23 protein-coding genes are annotated in these 23,290 nt (G+C 42.7%); 12 read left to right on the forward strand and 11 right to left on the reverse strand.

From position 1 onward, the window contains the following. Window positions 1-12 precede the first annotated feature (12 nt). Window positions 13-1,212 carry an MFS transporter gene (locus H7F25_RS01920; RefSeq protein ID WP_185854167.1) on the reverse strand — a complete coding sequence of 400 codons (1,200 nt, stop codon included), beginning with the start codon at window positions 1,210-1,212 and terminating at the stop codon, window positions 13-15. A gap of 145 nt (window positions 1,213-1,357) precedes the next feature. Between H7F25_RS01920 and H7F25_RS01925 the strand changes: the two genes are divergently transcribed. After that, the gene (locus tag H7F25_RS01925; protein ID WP_024424568.1) at window positions 1,358-1,837 is read left to right on the forward strand and encodes an aminoacyl-tRNA deacylase; all 480 of its coding nucleotides are present in this window, start codon (window positions 1,358-1,360) and stop codon (window positions 1,835-1,837) included. A gap of 36 nt (window positions 1,838-1,873) precedes the next feature. Here the strand turns inward: H7F25_RS01925 and H7F25_RS01930 are convergent, their stop codons facing one another. Next, on the reverse strand, window positions 1,874-2,782 hold the full coding sequence (locus H7F25_RS01930; protein ID WP_185854168.1) for a LysR family transcriptional regulator: 909 nt from the start codon (window positions 2,780-2,782) through the stop codon (window positions 1,874-1,876). Between the two features lie 103 nt (window positions 2,783-2,885). On the opposite strand from H7F25_RS01930, the gene H7F25_RS01935 reads away from it, so the two are divergent. Beyond that, complete coding sequence (locus H7F25_RS01935) at window positions 2,886-4,088, forward strand: MFS transporter (RefSeq protein ID WP_185854169.1); 1,203 nt, start codon at window positions 2,886-2,888, stop codon at window positions 4,086-4,088. A 58-nt stretch (window positions 4,089-4,146) separates the two neighbouring features. Here the strand turns inward: H7F25_RS01935 and H7F25_RS01940 are convergent, their stop codons facing one another. Both H7F25_RS01940 and H7F25_RS01945 read right to left on the reverse strand, forming a co-directional pair. Beyond that, on the reverse strand, window positions 4,147-5,226 hold the full coding sequence (locus H7F25_RS01940; RefSeq protein WP_024426661.1) for a DUF3900 domain-containing protein: 1,080 nt from the start codon (window positions 5,224-5,226) through the stop codon (window positions 4,147-4,149). 200 nt (window positions 5,227-5,426) lie between these two features. After that, the gene (locus H7F25_RS01945; protein WP_072367870.1) at window positions 5,427-5,576 is read right to left on the reverse strand and encodes a DUF1540 domain-containing protein; all 150 of its coding nucleotides are present in this window, start codon (window positions 5,574-5,576) and stop codon (window positions 5,427-5,429) included. Window positions 5,577-5,931: 355 nt separating this feature from the next. On the opposite strand from H7F25_RS01945, the gene rfbF reads away from it, so the two are divergent. Genes rfbF through H7F25_RS01970 form a run of 5 tightly spaced genes read left to right on the forward strand, consistent with a single transcriptional unit; the run spans window position 5,932 to window position 10,713 of the window. Beyond that, complete coding sequence (gene rfbF / locus H7F25_RS01950; RefSeq protein WP_024426660.1) at window positions 5,932-6,696, forward strand: glucose-1-phosphate cytidylyltransferase; 765 nt, start codon at window positions 5,932-5,934, stop codon at window positions 6,694-6,696. Window positions 6,697-6,700: 4 nt separating this feature from the next. Then, window positions 6,701-7,672, forward strand: coding sequence for a GDP-mannose 4,6-dehydratase (locus H7F25_RS01955; protein ID WP_025092661.1), 972 nt, complete (start codon window positions 6,701-6,703; stop codon window positions 7,670-7,672). A 12-nt stretch (window positions 7,673-7,684) separates the two neighbouring features. Next, window positions 7,685-8,596 (forward strand): putative nucleotide-diphospho-sugar transferase, encoded by a 912-nt coding sequence (locus H7F25_RS01960; RefSeq protein WP_149125898.1) that lies wholly within the window; start codon window positions 7,685-7,687, stop codon window positions 8,594-8,596. After that, window positions 8,593-9,783: a glycosyltransferase family 2 protein gene (locus H7F25_RS01965; protein WP_149125897.1), complete on the forward strand. Its 1,191-nt coding sequence runs from the start codon at window positions 8,593-8,595 to the stop codon at window positions 9,781-9,783. The genes H7F25_RS01960 and H7F25_RS01965 overlap by 4 nt, the downstream gene beginning before the upstream one ends. Beyond that, entirely contained in the window at window positions 9,784-10,713 is a 930-nt protein-coding gene (locus tag H7F25_RS01970; RefSeq protein ID WP_041108624.1) for a putative nucleotide-diphospho-sugar transferase, read from the forward strand. It abuts the gene before it with no gap. 31 nt (window positions 10,714-10,744) lie between these two features. Here the strand turns inward: H7F25_RS01970 and H7F25_RS01975 are convergent, their stop codons facing one another. Then, a complete protein-coding gene (locus tag H7F25_RS01975) occupies window positions 10,745-11,983 on the reverse strand; it encodes an MFS transporter (RefSeq protein ID WP_044335011.1) in 1,239 nt (412 codons plus the stop codon). 147 nt (window positions 11,984-12,130) lie between these two features. After that, on the reverse strand, window positions 12,131-14,170 hold the full coding sequence (locus tag H7F25_RS01980) for a penicillin-binding protein PBP4(5) (RefSeq protein ID WP_185854170.1): 2,040 nt from the start codon (window positions 14,168-14,170) through the stop codon (window positions 12,131-12,133). Between the two features lie 257 nt (window positions 14,171-14,427). Here H7F25_RS01980 and H7F25_RS01985 point away from each other — a divergent pair, with 257 nt between their 5' ends. Next, window positions 14,428-15,843 (forward strand): SLC13 family permease, encoded by a 1,416-nt coding sequence (locus H7F25_RS01985; RefSeq protein WP_172881029.1) that lies wholly within the window; start codon window positions 14,428-14,430, stop codon window positions 15,841-15,843. A gap of 5 nt (window positions 15,844-15,848) precedes the next feature. Here H7F25_RS01985 and H7F25_RS01990 read toward each other — a convergent pair whose 3' ends face one another. Next, window positions 15,849-16,205, reverse strand: coding sequence for a hypothetical protein (locus tag H7F25_RS01990; RefSeq protein ID WP_103132308.1), 357 nt, complete (start codon window positions 16,203-16,205; stop codon window positions 15,849-15,851). An 83-nt stretch (window positions 16,206-16,288) separates the two neighbouring features. Here H7F25_RS01990 and H7F25_RS01995 point away from each other — a divergent pair, with 83 nt between their 5' ends. Then, complete coding sequence (locus H7F25_RS01995; RefSeq protein WP_039177063.1) at window positions 16,289-16,516, forward strand: hypothetical protein; 228 nt, start codon at window positions 16,289-16,291, stop codon at window positions 16,514-16,516. On the opposite strand, the gene H7F25_RS02000 is transcribed toward H7F25_RS01995, so the two are convergent. Then, the gene (locus H7F25_RS02000) at window positions 16,497-16,976 is read right to left on the reverse strand and encodes an Hsp20/alpha crystallin family protein (RefSeq protein ID WP_024424582.1); all 480 of its coding nucleotides are present in this window, start codon (window positions 16,974-16,976) and stop codon (window positions 16,497-16,499) included. The two genes, H7F25_RS01995 and H7F25_RS02000, sit on opposite strands and share 20 nt — an antisense overlap. 65 nt (window positions 16,977-17,041) lie before the next feature. Here H7F25_RS02000 and H7F25_RS02005 point away from each other — a divergent pair, with 65 nt between their 5' ends. After that, window positions 17,042-17,299, forward strand: coding sequence for a hypothetical protein (locus H7F25_RS02005; RefSeq protein ID WP_003213975.1), 258 nt, complete (start codon window positions 17,042-17,044; stop codon window positions 17,297-17,299). 6 nt (window positions 17,300-17,305) lie between these two features. Further along, window positions 17,306-17,539 carry a hypothetical protein gene (locus H7F25_RS02010; RefSeq protein ID WP_185854171.1) on the forward strand — a complete coding sequence of 78 codons (234 nt, stop codon included), beginning with the start codon at window positions 17,306-17,308 and terminating at the stop codon, window positions 17,537-17,539. A gap of 37 nt (window positions 17,540-17,576) precedes the next feature. Here the strand turns inward: H7F25_RS02010 and H7F25_RS02015 are convergent, their stop codons facing one another. Then, the gene (locus H7F25_RS02015) at window positions 17,577-18,968 is read right to left on the reverse strand and encodes a branched-chain amino acid transporter BcaP (RefSeq protein ID WP_025092665.1); all 1,392 of its coding nucleotides are present in this window, start codon (window positions 18,966-18,968) and stop codon (window positions 17,577-17,579) included. A 180-nt stretch (window positions 18,969-19,148) separates the two neighbouring features. Continuing rightward, a complete protein-coding gene (locus tag H7F25_RS02020) occupies window positions 19,149-20,222 on the reverse strand; it encodes a tetratricopeptide repeat-containing glycosyltransferase family 2 protein (protein WP_185854172.1) in 1,074 nt (357 codons plus the stop codon). 132 nt (window positions 20,223-20,354) lie between these two features. Between H7F25_RS02020 and H7F25_RS02025 the strand changes: the two genes are divergently transcribed. Then, a complete protein-coding gene (locus H7F25_RS02025; RefSeq protein WP_185854173.1) occupies window positions 20,355-22,238 on the forward strand; it encodes an ABC-F family ATP-binding cassette domain-containing protein in 1,884 nt (627 codons plus the stop codon). Between the two features lie 22 nt (window positions 22,239-22,260). On the opposite strand, the gene folE2 is transcribed toward H7F25_RS02025, so the two are convergent. Further along, window positions 22,261-23,157 carry a GTP cyclohydrolase FolE2 gene (folE2, locus tag H7F25_RS02030; protein WP_185854174.1) on the reverse strand — a complete coding sequence of 299 codons (897 nt, stop codon included), beginning with the start codon at window positions 23,155-23,157 and terminating at the stop codon, window positions 22,261-22,263. Between the last annotated feature and the right edge of the window lie 133 nt (window positions 23,158-23,290).

Here is a 23,290-nt window from a genome sequence, read left to right on the forward strand (position 1 = left end):
CCGCTGCATACATCAGCTGCTCTCTTTTTTCTGCTTCATAAAAGCAAGGATGGCAATGCCGGAACAAACGAGCACAAATAGACCGCCCAGCAAATACACAGACCTCGCCCCGTATACATCTGCAATCAATCCAACAAAGAAAATAGATAAACCGACCGATACTGAAGAAAGGACGTAGTGAGCCGAATACACCTTTGATAAATCATCTACTGGCGTTTCCGTTTGAAGAATGGTTTGCTGCGAAACATCTCGGATTTGGTAGGCAGGCCCCATCAAAATACAAAGCACCAAAGCAAGCCACGGAAGGCTGTTCAGTGAATAGACAATGGTCAGCACTGCATAAATGAATGAACCAGCTGCCATATAGAGGAGAAGCTGTTTTTGAATAAACTGACTCATCCATGCAGCTAAGAGCCCGCCTATGATGGCACCTGTATAATAAGCGGCATTGATAAATCCCCACCATTCCTCACCTTGCTTTAAATCATGGCTGACAAAGGCAAGCGTAATCGCCCCGATCCACACAGCACCCGCAATATTTTCACAAACATCCATAAAGGTCAGGGTGCGCACCGTTTTATTTCTCCAAATGATCGTCCAACCATCTTTGAAGCTGTTCATCTTATTTGCTTTTCGAACCGTCTCTTCTTGCTTGAGAAGAGGAAAGACAGGGATGAATAATAGATAAGACAACACAATCATGACACAGGTGATCCACATTAAATAAAATGGCCCGATCCATAGGATGAGCATTCCAGTGAACGAATAACCGGCGATTTGAACCATTTGATGAAAAATGGAGGCTGTACTGTTTGCTTTCACAAGCTGATTTGCTGGTACAAGCATCGGCATGATGGCCTGCATTAAAGGACTGATGAACCCGCCTGTGAGGGAAATCAAAATAAGCGCACTAAACAACCAGACCATATGCTGCTGAAACAAATGAAATTGGGCTGTAAATACGATGAGCATCCCAAGACGTAAAAGCGGGACCCATTTCAATAGGCGGCCAGCTTGAAAATAATCAGTTAAAACAGGAGAGAATAGCCCAGCCAATAGCTGGCATATCGTTCTGATCAGCGGAAAGACAGCCGCATAGGCAACAGATTGTGTATCTTGATAAATGACAAACGTGATCGTCATGACAAATAGAATATCACTCAGCATGAGAAGGCTTTTACTGCTTGTATAACACCAAAACTTGTTTCCCATATCAAACCGACTCCTTTTCAAAAACAAGTTCAGTATAGCATGGTGATGGTGTGTCCAGAGGCTTTTCATTGAAAAATACATCTTAAGGATGAGAAGATTGTGATAAGCTAAATGAAGGACATTGTAAGGAAAGGGGTTCAATCGATTGAAAAAATTACCGGCACATGACTTTTTGGACAAACATGGCATTCCATATGAGATCAAAACATTTTCTGCCGAAACAGAAAAAGGAGCAGCAAATGTAGCGGCAGCTCTTGGTTTTCGTGAAAGACAAATGATTAAAACATTGATTTTTGAAACAGGAGAAGGAGAGCAGCTGCTTGTGATGGTTGGCGCTGACCAGCATATTAAGTCAGGGAAACTCAAGAAAGCAGCCGGCTCCCGTAATATTAAAATGGCTTCACCGGAGAAGGTTCTTGAAGTGACGGGCTATCGAATTGGTTCAATTCCGCCGTTTTGCTGGCAGCCAGAAGGATTCCGCACCATTATTGAGGCTTCGTTATTAGAAGAGGAAATATTAGGTGTTGGGGCAGGCGAATGGGGAAATGAAATCCTCATCACCCCAGAACAATTGGTGAAAGCCTCAAAAGCTGTACCGTTTGACATCGTGCAGCCAGCTGAATAGAGAAAAAAAGTGCCTGTTTCAGAAGCAGGCACTTTTTTAATTGGCAGCAGGCGTAGTAAATGGACCGATCCCTTTCATTTGCAGGAAGGCATCCACGGTTTTATTTTCTTCAAGATCATTCGCCCGTTTGCACACAACAACCGGTCTGACGATCTCAATGCCTTCAATGTACACGCGCCCAATTTCTTTCCGCTTGAGACTGCCATGAACCGCATCACGGGGAACAAGTGTGATACCATATCCAGCTTTGATCATTTGTATCGCTTCATGAACACCGCTGAATTGTAAATCAACGGTCGGTTTTTTGATCCCTTTCGAGGTAAATAATGAAAAGAGCTTATCTCTTGTGGAACTGCCTTCTTCACGCATCAAAAAAGGCTCCTGGCTCAGGCGCTCTAACGGGACGGTTTTTCCGTTGAACGGATGGTCTGCCGGCACAATAAAATCATAGCTTAAATTTGTTAAATGAGAGGTGAGAATCTCCTCATGGTGCAGATCCTCGATCACAGCGATGGCCACATCTGATTTATATTGAAGCAGGCTCTCTAAAACTTGAGCGGAGTTTCCGCTTTTTAATTCAATTTCTGTCTGTGGTGAAGAGGTTTTAAAAGCAGCAAGCCAATCTGGCAGTAAAAAGTTGAGTGGTACATAGGTAGAAGCGATGCGGAGCCGCCCCTTTTTTCCGTTTTGTAAAAGTGTGATCTGATATTCTACTTCTTTTTCGGCCTCGAACACTTGCCGGGCATAAGGGTATAGAATTTTCCCCATTTCCGTAAGTGTAATGCCTCTGCCATTTCGTTTAAAAAGACGGAAACCGATCTCACTTTCAATGCTTCTAAGCTGAGCCGTCACAGCTGGCTGTGTCAAAGATAGCACGTCTGCTGTTTGTGTAACGCTTTTTGTCTCTGCGACCTTTGCAAAAATCCGAAGGGCATGTAAATTCAACTTTGCACCACCTATCAATTATTTTGATGGTTTAATCAAAAACATTCATTAGATTTATTATAAGGCATCCCTTATTGTAAAGATAGCGAAGGGGGAAGGGAAAATGGATCATCGTCAAAAGCAAGTGGTGTCAATATCACTTATCACAGCATTTGCACTGATTGGGGATTCAATGCTTTATATTGTTCTTCCGATCTATTGGAAAGAGGTTGGTTTATCATCTATTTGGGAGGTCGGGCTGCTGCTGTCCATTAACCGATTCATCCGCATCCCGCTAACACCTGTTGTTTGGTGGCTCTATCGGTTTGTTCCAATGAAGACTGGTGTATTGATCGCTATTTTGATTGCATCAGTGACCACAGTGCTATATGGTGTGAGCGGTTTTTGGCTCCTGCTGATTTGCCGCTGCGCTTGGGGGCTGGCATGGACGTTATTGCGTATGAGTGGAATGAGATTAATTGCTGAGATGGAGGAAAGCTCCCAAGGGCATTATACGGGCATTTATAATGGCCTTTACCGGCTTGGCAGTTTATTCGGCATGTTATGTGGCGGAATATTCGCCAGCCTGATCGGCTTCCAGTTCATGACGCTTGTTTTTGGTTTACTCTCATTACTAGGAATCATTTTTTATGTCTCTTTGGATGAGATTGAAAAGGGAGAAGAGGGGCAGGTGTATCAAGTCATCAAACAGAGGTGGCTTGCACGAGATGTTGTAAAAGTATTAATGACAGGTATGCTGATCGCACTTGTGATCCAAGGGTTATTCGCATCAACCCTCAGTCATGTCATTGAAGCAAGGATCGGTCATGGTGAATTTGCTCTGTTCGGCTTTGTTATCGGAGCTTCGGCTTTAAGTGGAATCATTCAAGCGCTCAGATGGGGGTGGGAACCATTTGTAGCACCGAAAACGGGCAGATGGTTTGATGGGCTTGTAATGAAGGAACGAACGCTTTGCTGGATGTTTCTTTCATTTGGAGGTCTCAGTTTTCTGGCGGTCATGCTGAAGGTAAGCGGCTGGTTTCTTGTGATGCTGCTTTTGATCCAGCTGCTCTCAACAATCTTAACGACATTAACGGATACGCTTGCTTTTCAAAAAGCGTCTGCTCAAACAGATAAAAACCGCTTCCTCGCAAGCTATTCCTTTGTTCAAGATATGGGAGCGGCTCTAGGACCCTTGTGCGGATATACGATGATTCAGTTTTTTGGATCAAGCAGCGTCTTTTGGCTGATGCTCATCATAAGCTTATTGCTTGTCAGCATGTGGGCAAGAGGCAGGGAGCTGCATGTTTCTTCTGATCCAGCGTAAAAAATCAATCATTATACAAAAAAACTGCCTCATGCGCTAAATGCAAGAGGCAGTTTTTTTATTCTAGATCTGAATCATAGGCTTTTTGCGTCAGCTGGCTGACCACTTCTTTTAACCCATTTGGTTTATGAAACTCAACAGGTGTGCTTCCTTTTTCGAAGACGATTTGGTCTGCTTCAACGAGCACGACATATCGATTGTTGAGCTTTGCAATATGGATCGAGTGGCCAAAGTCTGCTAGAAGACCTTTGATTTCCGTTTCGCCTAGACGCATTTTCATTGTGATATCAGGGGTTTGTTCAACAATATGGGAGGCCGCTTGTGTGACCTGCTCTGTATCGAGTGTTTCTCTAATTTCTCGTTTTTCACTCGCTTCCCATATTTCAAGATCCTCTTCAAACTGCTTTAATTCTTCACTTTCATCCTGTAATGTTTCAAAAACCTGTTCCTGTACCATATTCATAACCTGTGATTTCATAATTTCAGGCATGGATTCACCGTATTCGACGAACTTCAAAAAGTCTTCAAAATAACGAGCGTGTGAAGATTGGTGAATTTTCACTTCAGCTTCCTCAGTCATTCCCTCTTCTGGCATAAAGGGGTATTGAATCGATTTCATGTTTTTTGTCGTAATAGCCATTTCGACTTTTCTAATCAAGGTAGATGTATCAGCGATAGAAGCCACTTTTTGTTCGAAATCGCATTTCATAATAAAGACAAAGGAATCATCGAAATACTTTTTAGGAACAGCAGAAGCAACTAAAAAAACGCCGCCTCTGACAGCACTTGTATCTAAATATGTGCGAACAAACTGTTCACTGCATTCATTAAACAATTCTTTTGTATCTGCAAATCTCGTTTGATGAAATAGGTTGTAGTTTGGGTTTGAATCGAGCTCATGACCGGGTTCTACAATAAATCGGCCAATTTTGGTCGGTACTTGTTCAGATTTAGGGTGTCTGTCCACTTTTCGTTTGACGATTTTTTTCAGTTCACCGTCTAAAAAGTCCTTCAGCTCACTTTGTTCAAATTCTTCTTGATCTAGTGTTTGATAATGTTTAAATCGTTTATTTGCTTGTTCATCTTTGCCTTCGATTTCCACGACAAAGAATGATAGAAAACGTATCGTAAAATCCATTGATTGGTCACCACTTTTTCTTCTTCGGATATGTTGAGTATAGAAAAAGGAGTGAAAATCGTCAACGAATGGAGAAATATCGTGTCATTATTTCCCGAGAAATGTTTATTGAAAAACACTTGATAATAATTATCATTCTTGATAGAATGGTAAAAGAAAAGAAGGAACCTGCCAGTTCCTTCATCTCAGAGAAAAATAGATTATTTTGTTTCAAATGTTTCGCAATCAGTTTCAGTATTGCGAGTCACTTCAGTCATCGTGTTTTTACCAATTTTAATGGTAGAAGCGGTACAGCTGTTTTCAGCCCAAAAACGGCAAGAGTTCACTTCACAAAGAACGTTTTGTGCCAAGGGAATTCACCTCCGTGATTCATATTGAGAATGAAACAAGCTGCCACTTGAATTCATTCAATCTAGTAGTCTCTTTGTAGAAAGAGGCTGTTTGTGCTGGTTATGCACATGTTTATCATACCATCTACCCTGAAAATATACAATTTAAACTTTGGAAGAGCGAGAATATGAATCTCGCTCTTTTTTTATTTGTAAAAATAGTTAAATGCTGGGTGGCACACTCTCTCATTTCGACATATGAATAGAGTAGATTCAAAACCTGATGTCGGACAAAGTATGGGGGTACATGTACTGATTTTCCGCATAAAGATAGGGTTTTTAATCAAAAATCTTCATAGAGAGATGAGGGGAGAAGATGAAAGCAGTCATTCTCTGCGGAGGAAAGGGAACGAGAATGAGTGAGGTCACACAAGCGCTTCCTAAACCACTTGCTATGATCGGAGATCGGCCTATTCTATGGCATATCATGAAAATCTATCAGTATTACGGTGTAGACGAATTTATCTTATTGCTTGGATATAAAGGAGAGAAGATCAAAGAGTACTTTCTGAACTACGACTGGCAGCATCACAGCATGCAGCTCGATATGGCGACAGGAGAAATGAAGCTTTTAGGGAAAAAGGAGAACTGGAAAATCACCTTTTTAGATACAGGTGAAGATACGATGACAGGCGGACGTTTAAAGCAGGCACAGGATTACATTGGTGATGAGACCTTTATGATGACGTATGGTGATGGACTGGCCAATATCAATATGTTTCATTTGCTGAAACGTCATCAGGATCTTGGAGCAGCTGCGACTGTCACAGGCATTGAAAAGAAGTCCCAGTACGGGACACTGAAGGTGTATAACGGGATGGCACAATCCTTCTCTGAGAAGACAGACAGTATCGGGATGATCAATGGAGGATTTTTTGTGTTGTCTCCAAAGGTATTTGATTATTTGACAGATGATGATCAATGCGTGTTTGAAGCGGAGCCTCTTCAAAAACTGGCGGATGATGGAGAGCTTGCCGTTTATGAGCATCACGGATTTTGGACAGCAATTGATACGTATAAAAACCTGAAGGAAATCAACGACATGTGGACAGATGGAAAACAACCATGGAAGGTTTGGTGACAGCATGAGCGGATTTTGGAATGGAAAGAACGTATTTGTAACTGGATGTACAGGGCTGTTAGGAAGCTATCTCGTTAAGGAATTGATTGATCAAGGGGCAAACGTGACTGGACTTGTGCGTGATCAGGTGCCTCGATCGAATTTATATCAAGGCAGTCAGTTTGAAAAAATGAATGTGGTGCAAGGCGCATTAGAGGATATGCAGACGATTGAACGTGCGTTAGGAGAATATGAAATTGACACCGTCTTCCATTTGGCTGCCCAAGCCATTGTTGGGGTCGCAAATAGACATCCTGTTTCTACATTTGAAGCGAATATTTTAGGGACATGGAATGTACTGGAGGCTTGCAGAAGACAGCCGCTGATCAAACGAGTGATCGTGGCATCAAGTGACAAAGCCTACGGTGATCAAGAGCAGCTGCCATACGATGAAGACATGCCGTTAAACGGGAAACATCCGTATGATGTCTCGAAGAGCTGTGCAGATCTCATTTCTCATACGTACTACAACACATATGGTCTTCCGGTTTGTATTACACGCTGCGGTAATTTGTATGGAGGCGGAGATTTGAATTTCAACAGAATCATTCCGCAAACCATTCAGCTTGTGTTAGAAGGAAAGGCGCCGGAAATTAGAAGTGACGGGACATTTATTCGTGATTATTTCTACATTGAAGATGCAGTGAAGGCTTATTTGCTGCTAGCTGAGAAGATGGAGGAAAAAGGGCTGGCGGGAGAAGCCTTTAACTTTAGTAACGAGATTCAGCTGACAGTGCTAGAGCTTGTGGATAAGATTTTAAAGGCAATGGGAAGTGAACTGAAGCCTCGTATTCTCAACCAAGGAACACATGAAATTAAGCATCAATATTTGTCAGCAGAGAAAGCGAGAAAGCTGCTTGATTGGAAGCCTGATTACTCCATTGATGAAGGCTTAGAGAAGACGATTGAATGGTACCGCGAATTCTTTCAAAAATAGAGGTGTAAAAAGATGAACAGCATATATTGTACGGTTCTTTCAAGTGGAAGACTTTATCAAGCCATTGCGTTTTTCTTATCGTTGAAGCAAGTAGAAGATGATGCTGTCATCAAGACGTTATGCATGGATGATGCTGCATTTGATTTGCTTCATCAAATGAATTTTCCGCATGTGGATCTTGTTCATGTACGGGAGCTCGAAACACCAGAGCTGCTGAAGAAAAAAGAGGAACGGGATGCATCGGAATATTGCTGGACCTTAAAGCCGATTTGGATTGAGTGGTTATTTGAACAGGAGCAGGCAGAGAGCGTGACCTATCTTGATGCGGATTTGTTCTTTTATGAGAGCCCACAGGTGATTTTTCAACATCAGCCGAATGCTTCTGTTTTAATTTCGAGAGGGGATATTGTCATTCCAAGCTTTGATGCAGAGGAAGTGAAGATGCTTCAGAAGCTTTTAGGACGCTATAACTCAGGCTTTCTGCATTTTAAAGGAGATGAAGCCGGACGAAAATGCCTCAGCTGGTGGAAAGAAGAATGCTTAAAAGAATGTAAAAATGCACCGGGAGAAGGCAAGTTTGGCGATCAAGGATATCTAGATCATATGCCGAGACTGTTTGACAAAGTAGAAGATATTGAGACAAAAGGCGTGAATATTGGTCATTGGAACTATGGGCAGCATTCTTATCGGGAGGAGAATGGACGTATTCTTCTGGAGGATGGGCACCCGCTCATTTGCTATCATTACAGCGGCTTTCGGATTGTGAGCAAGGATGAGATGCAGCAAATTCATGAAAAAGGACGAAATGACCTGCCGTTTTTCCAAGAAGCCTATCGGCAAGTGCTTCGCCATGTGATTGAATCTGTGGAGCAGGTCGATCCGCTGTTTAACGGCTATGCCAAACGGGAGGAGGATGACGCATGAACGAAAAGCCAAAGGTAAGCGTCATTATTCCAAGCTATAATGCCAAAGAGCGTTTAGAAGGAAGCCTTTTTTCATTAACGCTTCAGGAAACAGATATTCCATTTGAGGTCATTGTTGCCGATAATGGCTCAACGGATGGCACGATGGAAATGCTCGAGAATATTGAGGTGAACTTCCCATTTAAAAAGGTGCGTATTCCTGTCAATCAAGGGATTGCAAAGGGGCGTAATCATGCCATTCGCGAGGCGGAGGGAGATCTGCTCATTTTTCATGACAGTGATATGCTGGCAGAACCGAGATTTATTCAAAAGCATGCAGAGGCTCATGCTGACAGGGAGGATCTTGTCATTTGCGGTGTGTGCTGGAAGCGGATTTATCGCTATTTTTACAAAGCGTTTGATAAGGATCATATGAAGCGGTTGAAAAAGCAAGGACTGTATAAACGGAAAATGGAGGACAAAACACCTCTTTTATCATTGGAAGAAGTCGAAAATGGTGCGTTTTTAGAGAAAAGCTTCGATTTGCAGTCTGAGTTTATTGATATTCTGAAAGACATTTTGGAAACGTACCACTATGATTTAGGTTCTTATGAGCTGCCATGGCGATTTTTTATTACAAATAACTCCTCTGTTAAACGTAAGCATGTCACGGCATTAGGGATGTTTGATGAAAATATCGTTCGGTACGGATTTGAGGATTATGATTTAGGGATTCGATTGAATCAGCTTGGTCTCTCCTTTGAATTGCGAGAGGATATCATGAGTGTGCATCAAGAGCATCCAAGTAATTTAACGTCATTTGATGACATCAAATACAACATTTTGTATATGTGTGAGAAGTATAACAATATTGATTCCATTGATGTCCACTTGGCTTTCTCTGGTCCGTTTTCTCACACTGTGACAAATGATATTGTGAAAGAAGTTCGGCAGCTGCGTGAGAATCCAGCATTTGATGACCTGTTATCCTATTTTTTAGAGCTGCTTCATTTGATCACAGAACGGAATGTAGGCATCAAGCGGGATAAAAAAGATATGTTGACAGCCAAGCATGTTCCTTTGAAAAAGCTGGCAGAAGCGGCGCAGCTTGCACGTGAGGAGTATGGCTGCATGGTGCTTGTAGAAGCCATTCAAGGGCTGACGAAAGAGCTGTTGCGCGTTGATTTGTTCCAAGTGGATGTGTTGTAAATGGCGTCTTATCACTTTACAACCATTGTGTCGAATACCCATGTATTTAAGCTTTTGGCGCTGATTCATTCGCTTGAACAAAACGCGCATGCCTTCAAGCTGTCCGTTTTATGTGCAGACCCTTTGGCTTATAAGGTATTAAAGGAGTTCCCTCACCCGCATGTTCAATATGAACAGCTTGAGGACATTGAAGATGATACGCTGCGGAAGGCAAAAGAAGATCGAACGTTTCATGAGTATTGCTGGACATTAAAGCCTGCTTTTCTGCTCAAAATTCTTGAGTCCTCAGATGCAGATTATCTGGCCCATCTGGATACGGATTTGTATTTTTATCATGATCCGGAGGCGATTTTTGCAGAAAATCCAAGCGCTCATTTATTTTTGACGGATCATATGAATTCCAAGCGGTTCTATCATTTTTATGAGCTGTCTGGCCGCTTTAATACAGGGTTTGTAGGCTGTCGTAACACAGATGTTGCCAAACAGGCAGTCACGCAATGGAAAGAAAACTGTCTTGCCCATTGTACAGTAGAAATGGATACAGAAAAAAAGACATACGGAGATCAGCGGTATGTGGAAAGATGGGTTGATGATTTTGAAGGGGTTCATATCGTTGCATCTAAAGGAGCCAATGCGGCGATTTGGAACATTGAAAACTACAAGCTTTCAGTTGTAAAAGGAGATATGTATCTCGACGAATGTCCACTCTTGTTCTATCATTTTTCTGCCTTTACGATCATTGACGAGAATACCTTTAACCTTAATTGGTATTACTATATGAAAGAACAGAAGCTTGTGGATCATTTGTATATTCCGTATGCCGACTTGGTTCATCAAAAGATTAAGCAAGTGCAAAAGGTATTTCCAGAATTTAAGCAAGGATTTATTGCAAGGAAGCATGTTCCTGACACGCATTTTTATGAGAGATGAAAAAACCGCTCATTATTGAGCGGTTTTCTTTTTATGATTCATTCCATTTGGAGATGGTTTGGTCGCTAGGAAGTAAGAAGGCTAGGATGCCTAATATCGGTAAAAAGGCAACACCGATCATGGTAGGCGTTAAGCCAAAGGCATCAATGAATGAGCCGAGGGCAACCGATCCGATTGCGCCCATACCAAACGCAAGCCCAACAGTTAAACCAGACATTGTGCCAATTTTCCCGGGAAATAGTTCTTGGGCATAAACCACGGTGACAGAGAAGCTTGATGTCAAAATGAGCCCAATCAGCCCGAGTAAAACATAAGCAAAAACCGGTCCGGCAAATGGCAGCAGCAGGGCAAGCGGGAAGGATGCCAATAAGGAAACTAAAATGACGTTTTTCTTGCCAAAGCGGTCTGCAAGCGGCCCGCCTAAAAATGTCCCAATTGCACCTAGAATAAGAAATAAGAAGATATAAGTCTGTGATTCTTTAATCGTCAAACCGTATTGTTCAATCGCATAAAATGCATAGAAATTCGAAATGGCATTTCCATACCAAGAGCGGGCGAAGATGAGAAAGACGATAATGCCAAGTGCAATGAGTGCTGATTTACGATGAATATCAGATCTAGCAGCTTTTGCAGGTGTTTTTTTCGCTTGGGCCCGAATGGTTTGAAGCCTTCCTGCGTACCATCTTGAAATATAAAGAAGGAAACCAACCGCCAACATTCCAACAATCGTAAACCAAGCCACGCCTGTCTGACCGAGCGGGACGAGCATTAATGCAGCGATAAGCGGAGCAAAGGCTTGACCTGTATTCCCGCCTACTTGATAGATGGACTGGGCAAGACCTCGTCTTGAACCGGCTGCCATGTTGGCAACACGGGAGCCCTCTGGATGGAAGATCGCAGAGCCGAGTCCGATGAAGACAACGCAAAGCAGAATGGTGGCAAACGACGGAGCAAACGCGAGTCCGAATATACCGACAGCACTTGAAAATAAAGCAATCGGAAGTGCATAAGGCATCGGCCGTTTATCTGTGTACCACCCAATAGCTGGCTGCATCACGGAGGAGACCATATTTAATGTAAAAGCAATCAGCCCTAATTGTGTAAAGGTCAGCCCCATTGAGCGTTCCAAAATAGGGAACATCGCAGGAATAACGGCTTGTAATGTGTCGTTCAGCATATGACAAATACCAATAATCAATAAGATGGGATAAACCGTTGAGCCGGTAACAGAATGTTGAGGTTTATCCTTTGTACGAGCAGCAATGGCCAATGAGACTTCCTCCCTTCATTTATCTGTTTTCTGATTTTTTCATTCTTCTCATTTTATTCATAAGGTGAACTATAAAACAATAGCAAATTGTCATGATTTAGAAAAAAAGAGACACAAGCATTTGATTGAGCTTGTGTCTCTAAAGAGTTATTTGTAAAAAGAAGCAATGACAGGCTTCATTTTTTGAACGACGAGTCCGCTGCCGCCGCGGTTTTTCACCCCTTCGATCATGCCGACGAGGACGTAATCTTCTTTTTTAGGATTAAACGCAAGTAAAAATCCATTTTCAGTGCCGTCTGTTGCACCTTGTTTGCTTTTTAATTCTGCCGTTCCCGTTTTAGCGGCAATATCCGCTCCTTCGATTTGTAAGGAGTGGGCTGTTCCGTTTGGACTGGTCACGACCTTAGTCAATGCGTCTTTCACTGTGTTTGCCGAGCCTTCTTTGATGATTTGTTTTGGTGATGCTGTTTTTTCATCTTGAATCACTCGAGGGTAGACAAGCTTGCCTCCTGTAGCAAATGGAGAATAGGCATGTACTTGTTCAATCGGTGACATGAGTAATTCGCCTTGGCCATACGCCGAGTCAGCCAGTAAGATATCCGATTGAATACCATCGTTCGATACTTGTGCAGGCTTCATTGTAAATGGCATGTGTAAGTCTTCGCCAAACCCAAATGCTTTCACTTTTTTCTCGTAAGTGTCTTTGCCGATTTCGAGTGCTTCCTGTCCAAAATAAATATTGTCTGAGTACACAAGGGCATCGACCATATTTACTTTTTCTTTATCGTGAACACGTGTGATGCGATAATTTCCCCAGGATTGATCCTTTTGCCATTTCAGTCCGTGAATGGTGCGCACTTTGTCAGGCTTTGTGACACCTGTTTCCAGCCCAATGGCGGCTGTAATGGTTTTGAATGTGGATCCTGGTGCATACCGGCTCGCATATCGAGCTTGGAATGGAAGGTCTGGATTTTCACTGTATGCCTGATATTGCTTAGGTGTAATCCCGTTTGTCATGAGATTGACATCGTAGGAAGGGGCGCTGACAAGCGCTAATAGATCACCTGTTGATGGATTCATGATTGTGACGGCCCCTTTTTCACCTTTCAGCTGATCATAGGCTTTTTTCTGTAAAGAAGCATCAATCGTCAGCTTCACTGTTTTTCCATCTTTTCGAGCTGATTTTTGTAATGTTTCTTCAATGCCTGTTTCATCATGGACGATGAGAATGCTTCCGCCATCTTGTCCCCGTAAGTTTTTGTCAAATGTGAATTCAAGGCCGGTTTTGCCGATGATTTGATCCGCCTTTAATGCTGGATTTCTTTTGATATCATCCGCATTTGCTTTTCCGACATATCCGGTGAGATGAGCGGCGGCTTTGTTATATGGATAGTAGCGCATTTCCTTCGTTTGATAGGTAACGCCATTTACGTCCTTTGGAATTGGCTTTTGTTTTAACATCGATTTGAGCGGGACAAACGTGTCGTCTGTGACCCATGCTTGTTTCAACTGATTGTTGATTAGTTCTTCCTCTATATCAAAAGCTTTGCTGATCTTTTTGATATTGCGTTCTTTTTCTTCTCCTGTTCCGAGCTTACCTGGGATGATGCCAAGTGCGTTTCCACCAGTTGTTTCTGCGAGCGTACGTCCTTTTCGGTCGACAATGTTTCCGCGGACAGCAGGGTCAGATTTGACCTTGATGGTATCTCCTTTTTCCATTTGCGGGAAGATGAGATTTGGTTTCCAGTCCACTTTCCACTTGTCATCTTCTTCGGAAAGAACGCCCTTGTAAGACAGCTTGTGCAGCTTGCCAAGAGACGTTTTCATCGTTACATCATAGGAAAATTGATACCCATTTCCTTTGTCCTGTTTTTCAACGTTGAGCTTTGATATGTTCAGGTCATAAGCACCAATACCGTTGAAAATATTGTCGTATTTTTCGGCTAGTTGTTTTTTTGAAAAGTCATTGGCTTTCAAAGATGCACTTGTCACCTCATCTGCCAGCTTCGTAAAGTCTTTCTTCTCCATATGTTTCGTAAAGCTTTGAGCGGCTTTTAAAGCCTCTTTTTCTTTTGAGAAAAGAGTATCTTTTAATAAAAAGAAAGCAGCAGCAACGACGATGATGCTAAGGAGAGGGATGATGACTTTTTTCTGTTTCCAAAATGATTTTTTTTGATCCGTATACAATGAAAACACCTCAATTTTTTGATTAGATCCTCTATATTTTACAGTGATTGGTCGTGATTTGTATAGTTTCTCCTATGAAAATAGACCAAGGGATCATGTCATGGTTTGGGTAACGGGAGTAAAATAACAGCTATTCATCATGAAAGATATCTTCATTTTTTCTTATGATTTAAAGGATTTCTTAAAAGATCATCGAATGTTAGAAAAAATATGACAAGCGCTTTCAATAGGGGGGAATTGTTATCGTTTATAAAAAGGTGAATTTGATTGGACTTGTTCTTGGACCGACACTCTTTTTGCTCGTTCTTTTTCTCATACCTGAAGATGAATTGACCTATGCTGCGAGGGTAGTCTTGGGTATTACGGCTTGGACGGCCACATGGTGGGTGACTGAAGCACTGCCCATTCCTGCTACATCTTTATTGCCCATCATCTTGCTGCCGACACTTGGCGGGCTTTCTATGGAACAGGCATCAAGGTCTTATGGAGATCCGATCGTCTTTATGTACATGGGAGGATTTATGATCGCAATTGCCATTGAAAAATGGAAATTACATAGAAGAATGGCTTTACACATTTTAAGGGTGATTGGCACAAGAAGTGACCGCATTGTCTTAGGTGTCATGATTGCGACTGCATTTTTATCTATGTGGATTTCGAATGCAGCGACAGCACTCATGATGCTGCCAGTGGCCCTTGCAGTGATTAAAGAGGTCAAGACAAATGAAATCTTATCTGGTCCATCTCTTGATCGATTTAGTAAAAGCATTTTATTGTCGGTAGCGTATTCTGCGTCAATTGGAGGTTTGGCGACACTTGTCGGGTCTGTGCCGAATGCGGTGTTTGCTGCGATGTCAAAAAAACTGCTAGATCGAGAGATTATGTTTTTCGAATGGTTTTTGTTTGGTTTTCCTGTTGCGATGATTTTGCTTATTCTCTTATTTTTGTATTTGACGAGGGTACAGTTCAAGGTAGAACACAAAGGTGAAATGAGTGCAGCGTTCATTCAAAAGGGATTAGAGGATTTAGGAAAAATGAAAAGAGAGGAAAAATGGGTATTTGTTGTTTTTCTCATGACGGCGTTCTTATGGATTTTTAAGCTCTTTTTGTTTGGAGGGGTGACCGTATCTGATACGTCTATCGCCATTTTCGGTGCCATGCTGTTATTTCTCATCCCAGCAACAAATGGAGAGAGAATATTAGAATGGCAGGATATGAAAGAACTGCCGTGGGGGCTTTTGCTTTTGTTTGGAGGAGGGCTTTCGCTCGCTACGGGATTTGCAGAAACCAATCTAACAGGATGGATCGGAGAAAATTTACAGCATTTAAACGGGCTTTCGTATATCATGCTGTTGATTATTTTAACGGGAGCGATTCTGTTTATGACTGAAATTATGTCTAATACGGCTGTCGCCAATATGATTATTCCGATAACGGTAGGGCTTGGTCTTGCGATTGGAATCGAGCCATATGGGTTAATGGCCGCGGCTGCTTTGGCTTCCTCCTGTGCGTTTATGCTGCCGATTTCCACACCGCCAAACGCCGCTGTCTTTAGTGCGGACGTGCTGAAAATATCTGATATGGTCAGGGCGGGTTTTTGGTTAAATATCATCAGTATTGTGGTGATTGTTCTTGCGGTCTATTTCTGGCTGCCGGTCGTGCTGAAAAGCTGAGCGCTTTAAGAAGATGAAGGCTTTGATCGAATCGAGACAACCGGTGTTTTTGTTTCTTTTGGCTTCGGTGTTTGTGCGGATTTTTTGATGCATGTGTCCTTTGGCGTGTAATAGGTTGCCCCAATATTGAGCCTGCCTTGAAGCTGGTCAATAGAAAGCTCCCCAAATTCTAAATGATAATCAATTTTGTCCACGCGCAGGGATTCAATATGGATGTGTGTATCCTCTGAGACAGGAGCAGCTGGTGCAGACATTTTTTGCTCAAGAGCGGCGAGCCTTTTTTCTAGCTCAATGACAGATGGGGATGGATTGGATTCAGTTTTTTTTAAGAGTGATTGAATGAAATGTTTCAAGTAGACCACAACCTTTTCTTCCGCCTTACTCTAGTCTATGGAAAAGCTATCTGATATATACTTATAGAGATGACAAGAAAGGGGAGACGCACATGCTGCCTACTCAGATTCACATTGCTCATATGAAAACGAATTCGATTGGCACAGGATCATCTATGACGTTTGGCTCGACGTTTGTTCGCAATCATTGCAGTACGATCAAACGAAACAATGGCTTTGGGGAACAGAATGCTGATGGCGTGATCACGATCCTGCCAATTGAAACAATTGATGATCGTGATCAAATAGACGCAGTGAGTATCAATATTCGTCATCTATGATGATAGCCGTTGCTTTTCCTTCATCTTTTTGCAGGCGGATGTAAAGTACACCGTCTTTAAAGGCAGCATTCATTTGACCAAGAATCATTTCTGGAAGGCGGATTTTCTTTTCAAACGGCCCATACTTCCCTTGCTTTTGGCGAAAGTCCTGCTCGTTAAAAAAGGAAAAACGCTGTCCTTTCACAACCAAATATTCACCATATGATAACACCTGAACATCTTCCTTTCGGTAGCCAGGCAAGTAAATTAAGTATTGAATTTCTGCATGGGTTTCCACCATGTCGATTGGAGGAAACGACGCATCTGATCCCCGCTGATCCTGCTGTGTGAATGTAAATGGAGATGGACCGTTTGCCATAAAGGGGGATCTTTGCTCATCATCGAAGATCATTTTCCAAAAATCATCTCCATGCATTTGCTGGGCAATATCCATCCACTGCTTCATTTTTTCGAAGTCCATGTGAAGACCTCCCGTTAACATACTTGATGGGTGCTTGCATATACCTATAAAAAGGAGGTTTATCTGTGGTTCAACCAACTCCGTATATCAATATTAATATTTTCATGTTAAAAATTAATTCCTTTGAAAATGCGTCGGCGGTGAATGTCGGACAAAATTTGTTAGCAGAGTGGCAAAACTCAGATAAAAAAAATCAGGGTTACGGACAGAATTTTGGAGATGCCAGCGGTTTTGTCGGTACAAAAAGCCATGTAGATGATCGAGATCAAGTGGACTCACCTGCCTCTTTTTCGCCAGCAGCTAAACCCATTCAAAGGAAGTGACGTGTGATGTTATTCTCACCCTCAGTCGTCAATGTCGGTGCTTTTAAAATCAATGCAATGGATCGGGGTGCATCACTGACGCTAGGACCTTATCAGCAGATTGATTATTTTCTCTCGATGAAATTGAATCAAGGTTTTGGTGAGGACAATGGAGATTGTTCACCGCTTGTCATTCCGATTTCAAACGTGTTAGATCCAGATATGGTTGACTCAAATTCAGTCAAAAACAGCGTGATTTAAGCAAAAAAAAAGAGACCGGGAACCCCGTGTCTCTTTTCTAATGTGTTTCATTAAGATGGCTTTTTCGTCTTGCATAGGTGAAATAGACAACAACACCGATGACGATCCAGATGAGGAAGGCTCTCCATGTTTCCCATTTCAGTGTGAAAGCCAAGATCATACAAATGACCGCACTAATTATAGGAAGGACAGGGACAAAGGGTACTTTAAACGCTGTATTCATATTCGGATGTTTTTTCCGGAGTACGATCACAGCGATAGAGATCACCGTAAAGGCCGCAAGTGTACCGATGCTGACTAAATTAGCAAGTGTTGATAAGTTGACGAATCCAACGATACATGACGCAACAGCGCCTGTCAGCCAAGTGTTGGCAACCGGTGTCTTAGATTTTGGATGAACGTTTGAAAAGATTTTCGGCATAAGTCCATCTCGGCTCATGGCAAAGGTTAAACGAACCTGAGCGTAGACAAGTGCAATTAACACTGTCGTAATCCCGATAATAGCACCTGCGGATATAATGCCAGCGACACTATTCAGGCCAACCACTTGAAGAGCAAAAGCGACAGGATCACTGACATTCAGCTTCGTATAGTGAACCATGCCTGTTAAGACGAATGAAACCCCGATGTATAAAATCGTACAAACACCGAGCGCACCGATGATTCCAATTGGCATCGCTTTTTGCGGGTTTTTGACTTCTTCAGAAGCATTAGCGATTGCATCAAATCCAAGGTAAGCAAAAAAGACAGTTGCCGCTCCAGCAATCACGCCATGGAAGCCCATTGGCATAAACGGTGTCCAGTTTTCAGGTTTGACGTAAGCAAAGCCTGAGATGATAAAGAGCAGGACGATGGCAATTTTGATCAGCACAATAATGTTATTCAGCTTTGTGCTTTCTTTGACGCCTCTTGAGACGATAAAGGTGATGAGCAAAATAATGAGTGCGCCTGGAAGGTTAAAGACGGCCCCGTCAGCGGCTCCAGGTGCAGCTGATAAAGCCTTCGGTATGTGCAGGCCAAATCCGCTGAGCAGTGATTGAAAATAGGACGACCATCCACTTGCTACAGCAGAGAGCGCAATAACATATTCCAGCATGAGATCCCAGCCCATTAAGAAGGCGAGAAATTCCCCAAGTGTTGCGTAGGAATACGTATAGACGCTTCCTGACACAGGAATGGATGAGGAGAATTCAGCGTAGCAAAAAGCAGCAAGGGCGCATGCGATCGCAGCCAAAATAAAAGATATAATAATCGCAGGTCCCGCATCATTTGCCGCAGCAACCCCCGTAATGACAAAGATTCCAGTCCCGACCACACAGCCAATGCCAAGCAAGATTAAATCAAACGTATTCAACGAACGGCTGAGCCGCTTTGTTTGACTTTCAAGCATGAGCTGGTCGAGAGATTTTTTTCGAAATAAAGAACTCATGTTGACCTCCTAATGGATAAATCTTTTCGTAAGACGAATGTTAGTATATGCGCAAATGACAATTTAGTCAATTGGTTGAAAAACGCTTTAAATCACTAAAGTGTTAAACGTCACAACCGAATAAGTGTATAAAAAGAGACATCCGCCGGGAAATCGAAGGCGGATGTGGTGACAGACGATCTATGTCTGTTCAGCAAATATTTTTTCATTGTACAGCACACTTGGATGAGTGGGATGATGGGCGAAGGAGGCATGGTGATGTATTTTGGCTTTTTCCAGGTCGCCGAGCTGATAATAACAGTAGCAAAGCTGAAGGTGAGGATACCACGTTTTATATTGTGTAAGTGTGAAGGCTGTTTCGTTTTCAGGCGCCTTCAGCGCCTGCTCATACCAAAAGATGGCCGCCTGATGTTTATTTTGTATTTTTAGATGATCTCCGATCCGGCAGCAAAACTCTGGCCGGGGCTGATCATATAAGAAGGATCGTAATAATGAGGATAAGGCCGATTCCTCGAAACCTACCGCATAATAGCAGTCCGCTAAATATTGGCATGTGCGAATTTCGTCCTCAATCCAGCACTGTTTTGTGTTTAAAAATTCATGATAAAAACGAATCGCCCTGACATGCTGCCCGTTGTCTCTTAATTCATTGGCAAAATAAAAGAGATCACGGGGTGTCATATCCTCTCCTTTTGCCAGCATGTCTTCATAAATTCGCAAGTTGCGCCCAGGCTCACCAGCAGTTGTTTTCTTGCGCTTTTGATGTGTGACAGCGATATCGGCTGAGAAAATGTTTCCATACACTTGAAGAAACTCATGAACGGCCCCGTACCACTGAAAGTTCAACGAACGCTTCACAAGGCGATTTCTTCTATATTTGAAATTGACTTGACCGTTTTCATCGAATCCCACATGATAAAACATTGAGACAGCATCCACCGAAGGATCAAGTGTTTTCTTAAGCTGAAGCAATTTTTGGCGGTCTTCTTCAAGCAGAACATCGTCAGCATCGAGCCATAAAACATACTCTTTCGCTGCATGTGAGAAAGCAAAGTTGCGTGCTTTTGCAAAATGCTGCACCCATTCAAAATCCAGTACCTTTGCTGAAAAAGAATGAGCGATCTCCTTCGTTTGATCTGTTGATCCCGTATCAACGATAATCATCTCATCGACAATGTCTTGAACAGAAGAAAGACAGTCCGCCAGCACTTCCTCTTCATTTTTCACAATCATACATAAGCTAATGGTTATCATCTTTAGATCACCTCTTCATAGTGTATCGAGCATCAAAAGGAAACATTCTTTTCAGCATCGGGTTTTTTAAAACTAGTTTTCTGCTACTGGCTGATTTAAAATAAAGGAAGAATCTATGTAAGGGCTGATAAAATGAGTTTATTGAATGTTGAAGGATTATATAAAACCTATGGCGAGAAAACGCTGTTTGATCATATTTCGTTTCATATAGAACCGAAGGAGCGCATCGGATTGATTGGACCAAATGGTACAGGGAAGTCAACGCTTCTAAAAGTCATCGCGGGACTTGAATCGTTTGAGGAAGGTGACATCACGAAAGCAGGGACACTTGATATCGAATTTCTTGAGCAAGATCCTGAAATGAGCGGAACTGAAACGATTCTTGACTACATTTTTTCTGGAACGGCACCAATGATTCAAACGATGAAGGCGTATGAACAGGCACTCGCTGATTTAGACCATGACCCGCAAAATGAGGCAAAACAAGAGGCGCTGATGCGCATGCAAAACCGAATGGATCAGGAAGACGCTTGGGATGCGAACCTTTCAGCAAAAATGATTTTGACAAAACTTGGCGTGAAAGATGTGAGCCGCTCTGTCCATGCATTATCAGGCGGACAGAAAAAACGTGTCGCCATTGCTAAAAATTTAATTCAGCCTGCAGGTTTGTTGATTTTAGATGAGCCAACCAACCATCTTGATAATGCCACCATTGAATGGCTTGAAGGATATTTAAGCCAATATAGCGGTGCTGTCATTCTCGTGACGCACGATCGTTATTTCTTAAACCGGGTGGCCAATCGGATTTATGAGTTAAATCAAGGTCAGCTTTATACGTATAAAGGAAATTATGAAGTCTTTTTAGAAAAAAGAGCGGAGCGGGAAGCAGAAGCTCAGGTGAAAGAAACGAAGCGTCAAAACTTGCTTAGACGAGAGCTTGCATGGCTGAGACGAGGGGCAAAAGCAAGAACGACAAAGCAGAAAGCACGTATCGGCAGAGTCGAAGAGCTGAAAGATCAAAAAGGACCTGATGAGAAGGGAGAGCTTGATTTTGCCATCGGCTCGCACCGCTTGGGAAAACAAGTGATCGAGGCAGAAGACTTATCGATTTCATTTGCTGGCCAGACCCTTGTGGAGCGGTTTACAGATTTAGTCGTGCCGGGAGATCGTATCGGATTCATCGGACCGAATGGAGTCGGCAAAACCACTCTGCTGAACTGTCTAGCGGGTAAAATCGAACCGACTTCTGGACAATTGACCATTGGACAAACCGTTCGTATTGGCTATTACACGCAGGATCACAAGGAAATGAATGATGAGCTGACCATCATTGAGTATATCAAGGAAACAGCGGAGATCGTCAAGACGTCTGAGGGCGCCATTGTCACAGCAGAGCAGATGCTGGAGCGCTTCCTTTTCCCAAGATCGATGCAGCGGACGTTTATCCGTAAGCTGTCAGGGGGAGAACGCCGCAGATTGTATTTATTGAAGGTCTTAATGGAAGAACCGAATGTTCTCTTTTTAGATGAGCCGACGAACGACCTTGATACAGAAACCCTCAGTATTTTAGAGGATTATTTAGAACAGTTCCCTGGCGTCGTCATCACTGTGTCTCATGATCGTTATTTCTTAGACCGAGTGGTTCACCGCCTGCTTGTCTTTGAAGGAAATGGCCGCATTTCACACTTCCAAGGTGCTTACAGCGATTATATGGAACAGGAAAAAGAGCAGAAACGGACAGAGACAAAGCCTGCTGAAAAACAAGTAGAAGCTGCGCCGAAAAAGAGAAAAAAACTTTCTTATAAAGACCAGCTTGAATGGGACGGGATTGAAGACCGGATACAGGCATTAGAAGAAAAACATCAGCAGCTCGAAGCCGGCATTGCGGAAGCAGGCAGTGATTTTGGGAAAATTCAAGAGCTGATGGACGAACAAAAAGCCGTTGCGGAAGAACTAGAACAAGCAATGGACCGCTGGACAGAACTGTCGCTTATGATTGAGGAATTAAATGAATAAAGAAAAAAACCTGTAGAGCGATCTACAGGTTTTTTTCATAGGAGCATTTGGCATACGCATCATGCTGGTGAATGGATTCCTCATTACGGCACTCGATTTGAAAGCTTTTAATCCATGGCTGCTCATATAGTTCGATGGCAATTAATCTTGTGATATCTTCTACAAAGCGCGGATTTTCATAAGCCTTTTCCGTCACTTTCTTTTCATCAGGTCTTTTGAGCACGGGATAAAGCGGTGCGCTCGCATTGGACTCAATGATATGTAAAAGAGCGGCCTTGATGTCGTCAGGATGCGATGCTTGTTCAAACAACCCTACTTGAATGGAAACAGATCCGCGCTGATTATGTGCACCATATTCACTGATTTCCTTGGAACAGGGACACAATGTCGTGACCTGTGCATCACAGCCGACGTAACAGGTCCATCCGTCCTTTTCATGAAAATGGACGTCATATTTGATAGTCGCATGCATCAAGCCTGACTGACCGGTGACTGGGCTCTGTTTTTCCATGTACCATGGAAAGGCAACTTGAACGGAAGCAGAGGGCTGATTCATTTCCCGGGCGAGCGCTGCTGTCAATTCTTTTAGGCTATTCACATCAAGCGGCTTGCTGCTCTCATAAAACGAGTGCAACTGTTCAGTGAGCCGGCTCATATGAATGCCTTTTTGATGAGCTGGCAGGGATGTACTTAGTGAAAATTCAGCTGTAGTTGACTGGCGCTGTGGTGCTGTTTTAGATACGATATGCACCGGATAGGACATGCGGCAGATCCCGACTTGTTCAAGATGAAAATAAAAGTCCTGCTCTGTTTTTTGAATGTCCGTCATGTTCTCTTTTTGCCAAGGCTTTGTGCCAAGACTTGGCGGTACAGATCCGAATAGCTGGTGCCGTTCTTCTTTAGATAGAAATGAGCGCATATAGTACCTCCTTTAAATCGTAATAATTACTATTTATTTTGCGATAAAACAGGAAGGAAATCAAGGGTTAAAACTTTAACGTTTACGTTAAGGTTATAAAGGTGTATAATAAAACATGAATTGATGAGCAGGA

This window comes from Bacillus sp. PAMC28571 (assembly GCF_014250435.1).
In the GTDB taxonomy this organism is placed as follows: domain Bacteria; phylum Bacillota; class Bacilli; order Bacillales; family Bacillaceae; genus Bacillus; species Bacillus safensis.

Excerpts from the sequence above, each read along its gene's own strand:
- H7F25_RS01920 (WP_185854167.1), bottom strand. The coding sequence starts at position 1,212 with ATGGGAAACAAGTTTTGGTGTTATACAAGCAGTAAAAGCCTTCTCATG.
- H7F25_RS01935 (WP_185854169.1), top strand. The coding sequence starts at position 2,886 with ATGGATCATCGTCAAAAGCAAGTGGTGTCAATATCACTTATCACAGCA.
- H7F25_RS01940 (WP_024426661.1), bottom strand. The coding sequence starts at position 5,226 with ATGGATTTTACGATACGTTTTCTATCATTCTTTGTCGTGGAAATCGAA.
- rfbF (WP_024426660.1), top strand. The coding sequence starts at position 5,932 with ATGAAAGCAGTCATTCTCTGCGGAGGAAAGGGAACGAGAATGAGTGAG.
- H7F25_RS01955 (WP_025092661.1), top strand. The coding sequence starts at position 6,701 with ATGAGCGGATTTTGGAATGGAAAGAACGTATTTGTAACTGGATGTACA.
- H7F25_RS01960 (WP_149125898.1), top strand. The coding sequence starts at position 7,685 with ATGAACAGCATATATTGTACGGTTCTTTCAAGTGGAAGACTTTATCAA.
- H7F25_RS01965 (WP_149125897.1), top strand. The coding sequence starts at position 8,593 with ATGAACGAAAAGCCAAAGGTAAGCGTCATTATTCCAAGCTATAATGCC.
- H7F25_RS01970 (WP_041108624.1), top strand. The coding sequence starts at position 9,784 with ATGGCGTCTTATCACTTTACAACCATTGTGTCGAATACCCATGTATTT.
- H7F25_RS01995 (WP_039177063.1), top strand. The coding sequence starts at position 16,289 with ATGCTGCCTACTCAGATTCACATTGCTCATATGAAAACGAATTCGATT.
- H7F25_RS02000 (WP_024424582.1), bottom strand. The coding sequence starts at position 16,976 with ATGGACTTCGAAAAAATGAAGCAGTGGATGGATATTGCCCAGCAAATG.
- H7F25_RS02010 (WP_185854171.1), top strand. The coding sequence starts at position 17,306 with ATGTTATTCTCACCCTCAGTCGTCAATGTCGGTGCTTTTAAAATCAAT.
- H7F25_RS02015 (WP_025092665.1), bottom strand. The coding sequence starts at position 18,968 with ATGAGTTCTTTATTTCGAAAAAAATCTCTCGACCAGCTCATGCTTGAA.
- H7F25_RS02020 (WP_185854172.1), bottom strand. The coding sequence starts at position 20,222 with ATGATAACCATTAGCTTATGTATGATTGTGAAAAATGAAGAGGAAGTG.
- H7F25_RS02025 (WP_185854173.1), top strand. The coding sequence starts at position 20,355 with ATGAGTTTATTGAATGTTGAAGGATTATATAAAACCTATGGCGAGAAA.
- folE2 (WP_185854174.1), bottom strand. The coding sequence starts at position 23,157 with ATGCGCTCATTTCTATCTAAAGAAGAACGGCACCAGCTATTCGGATCT.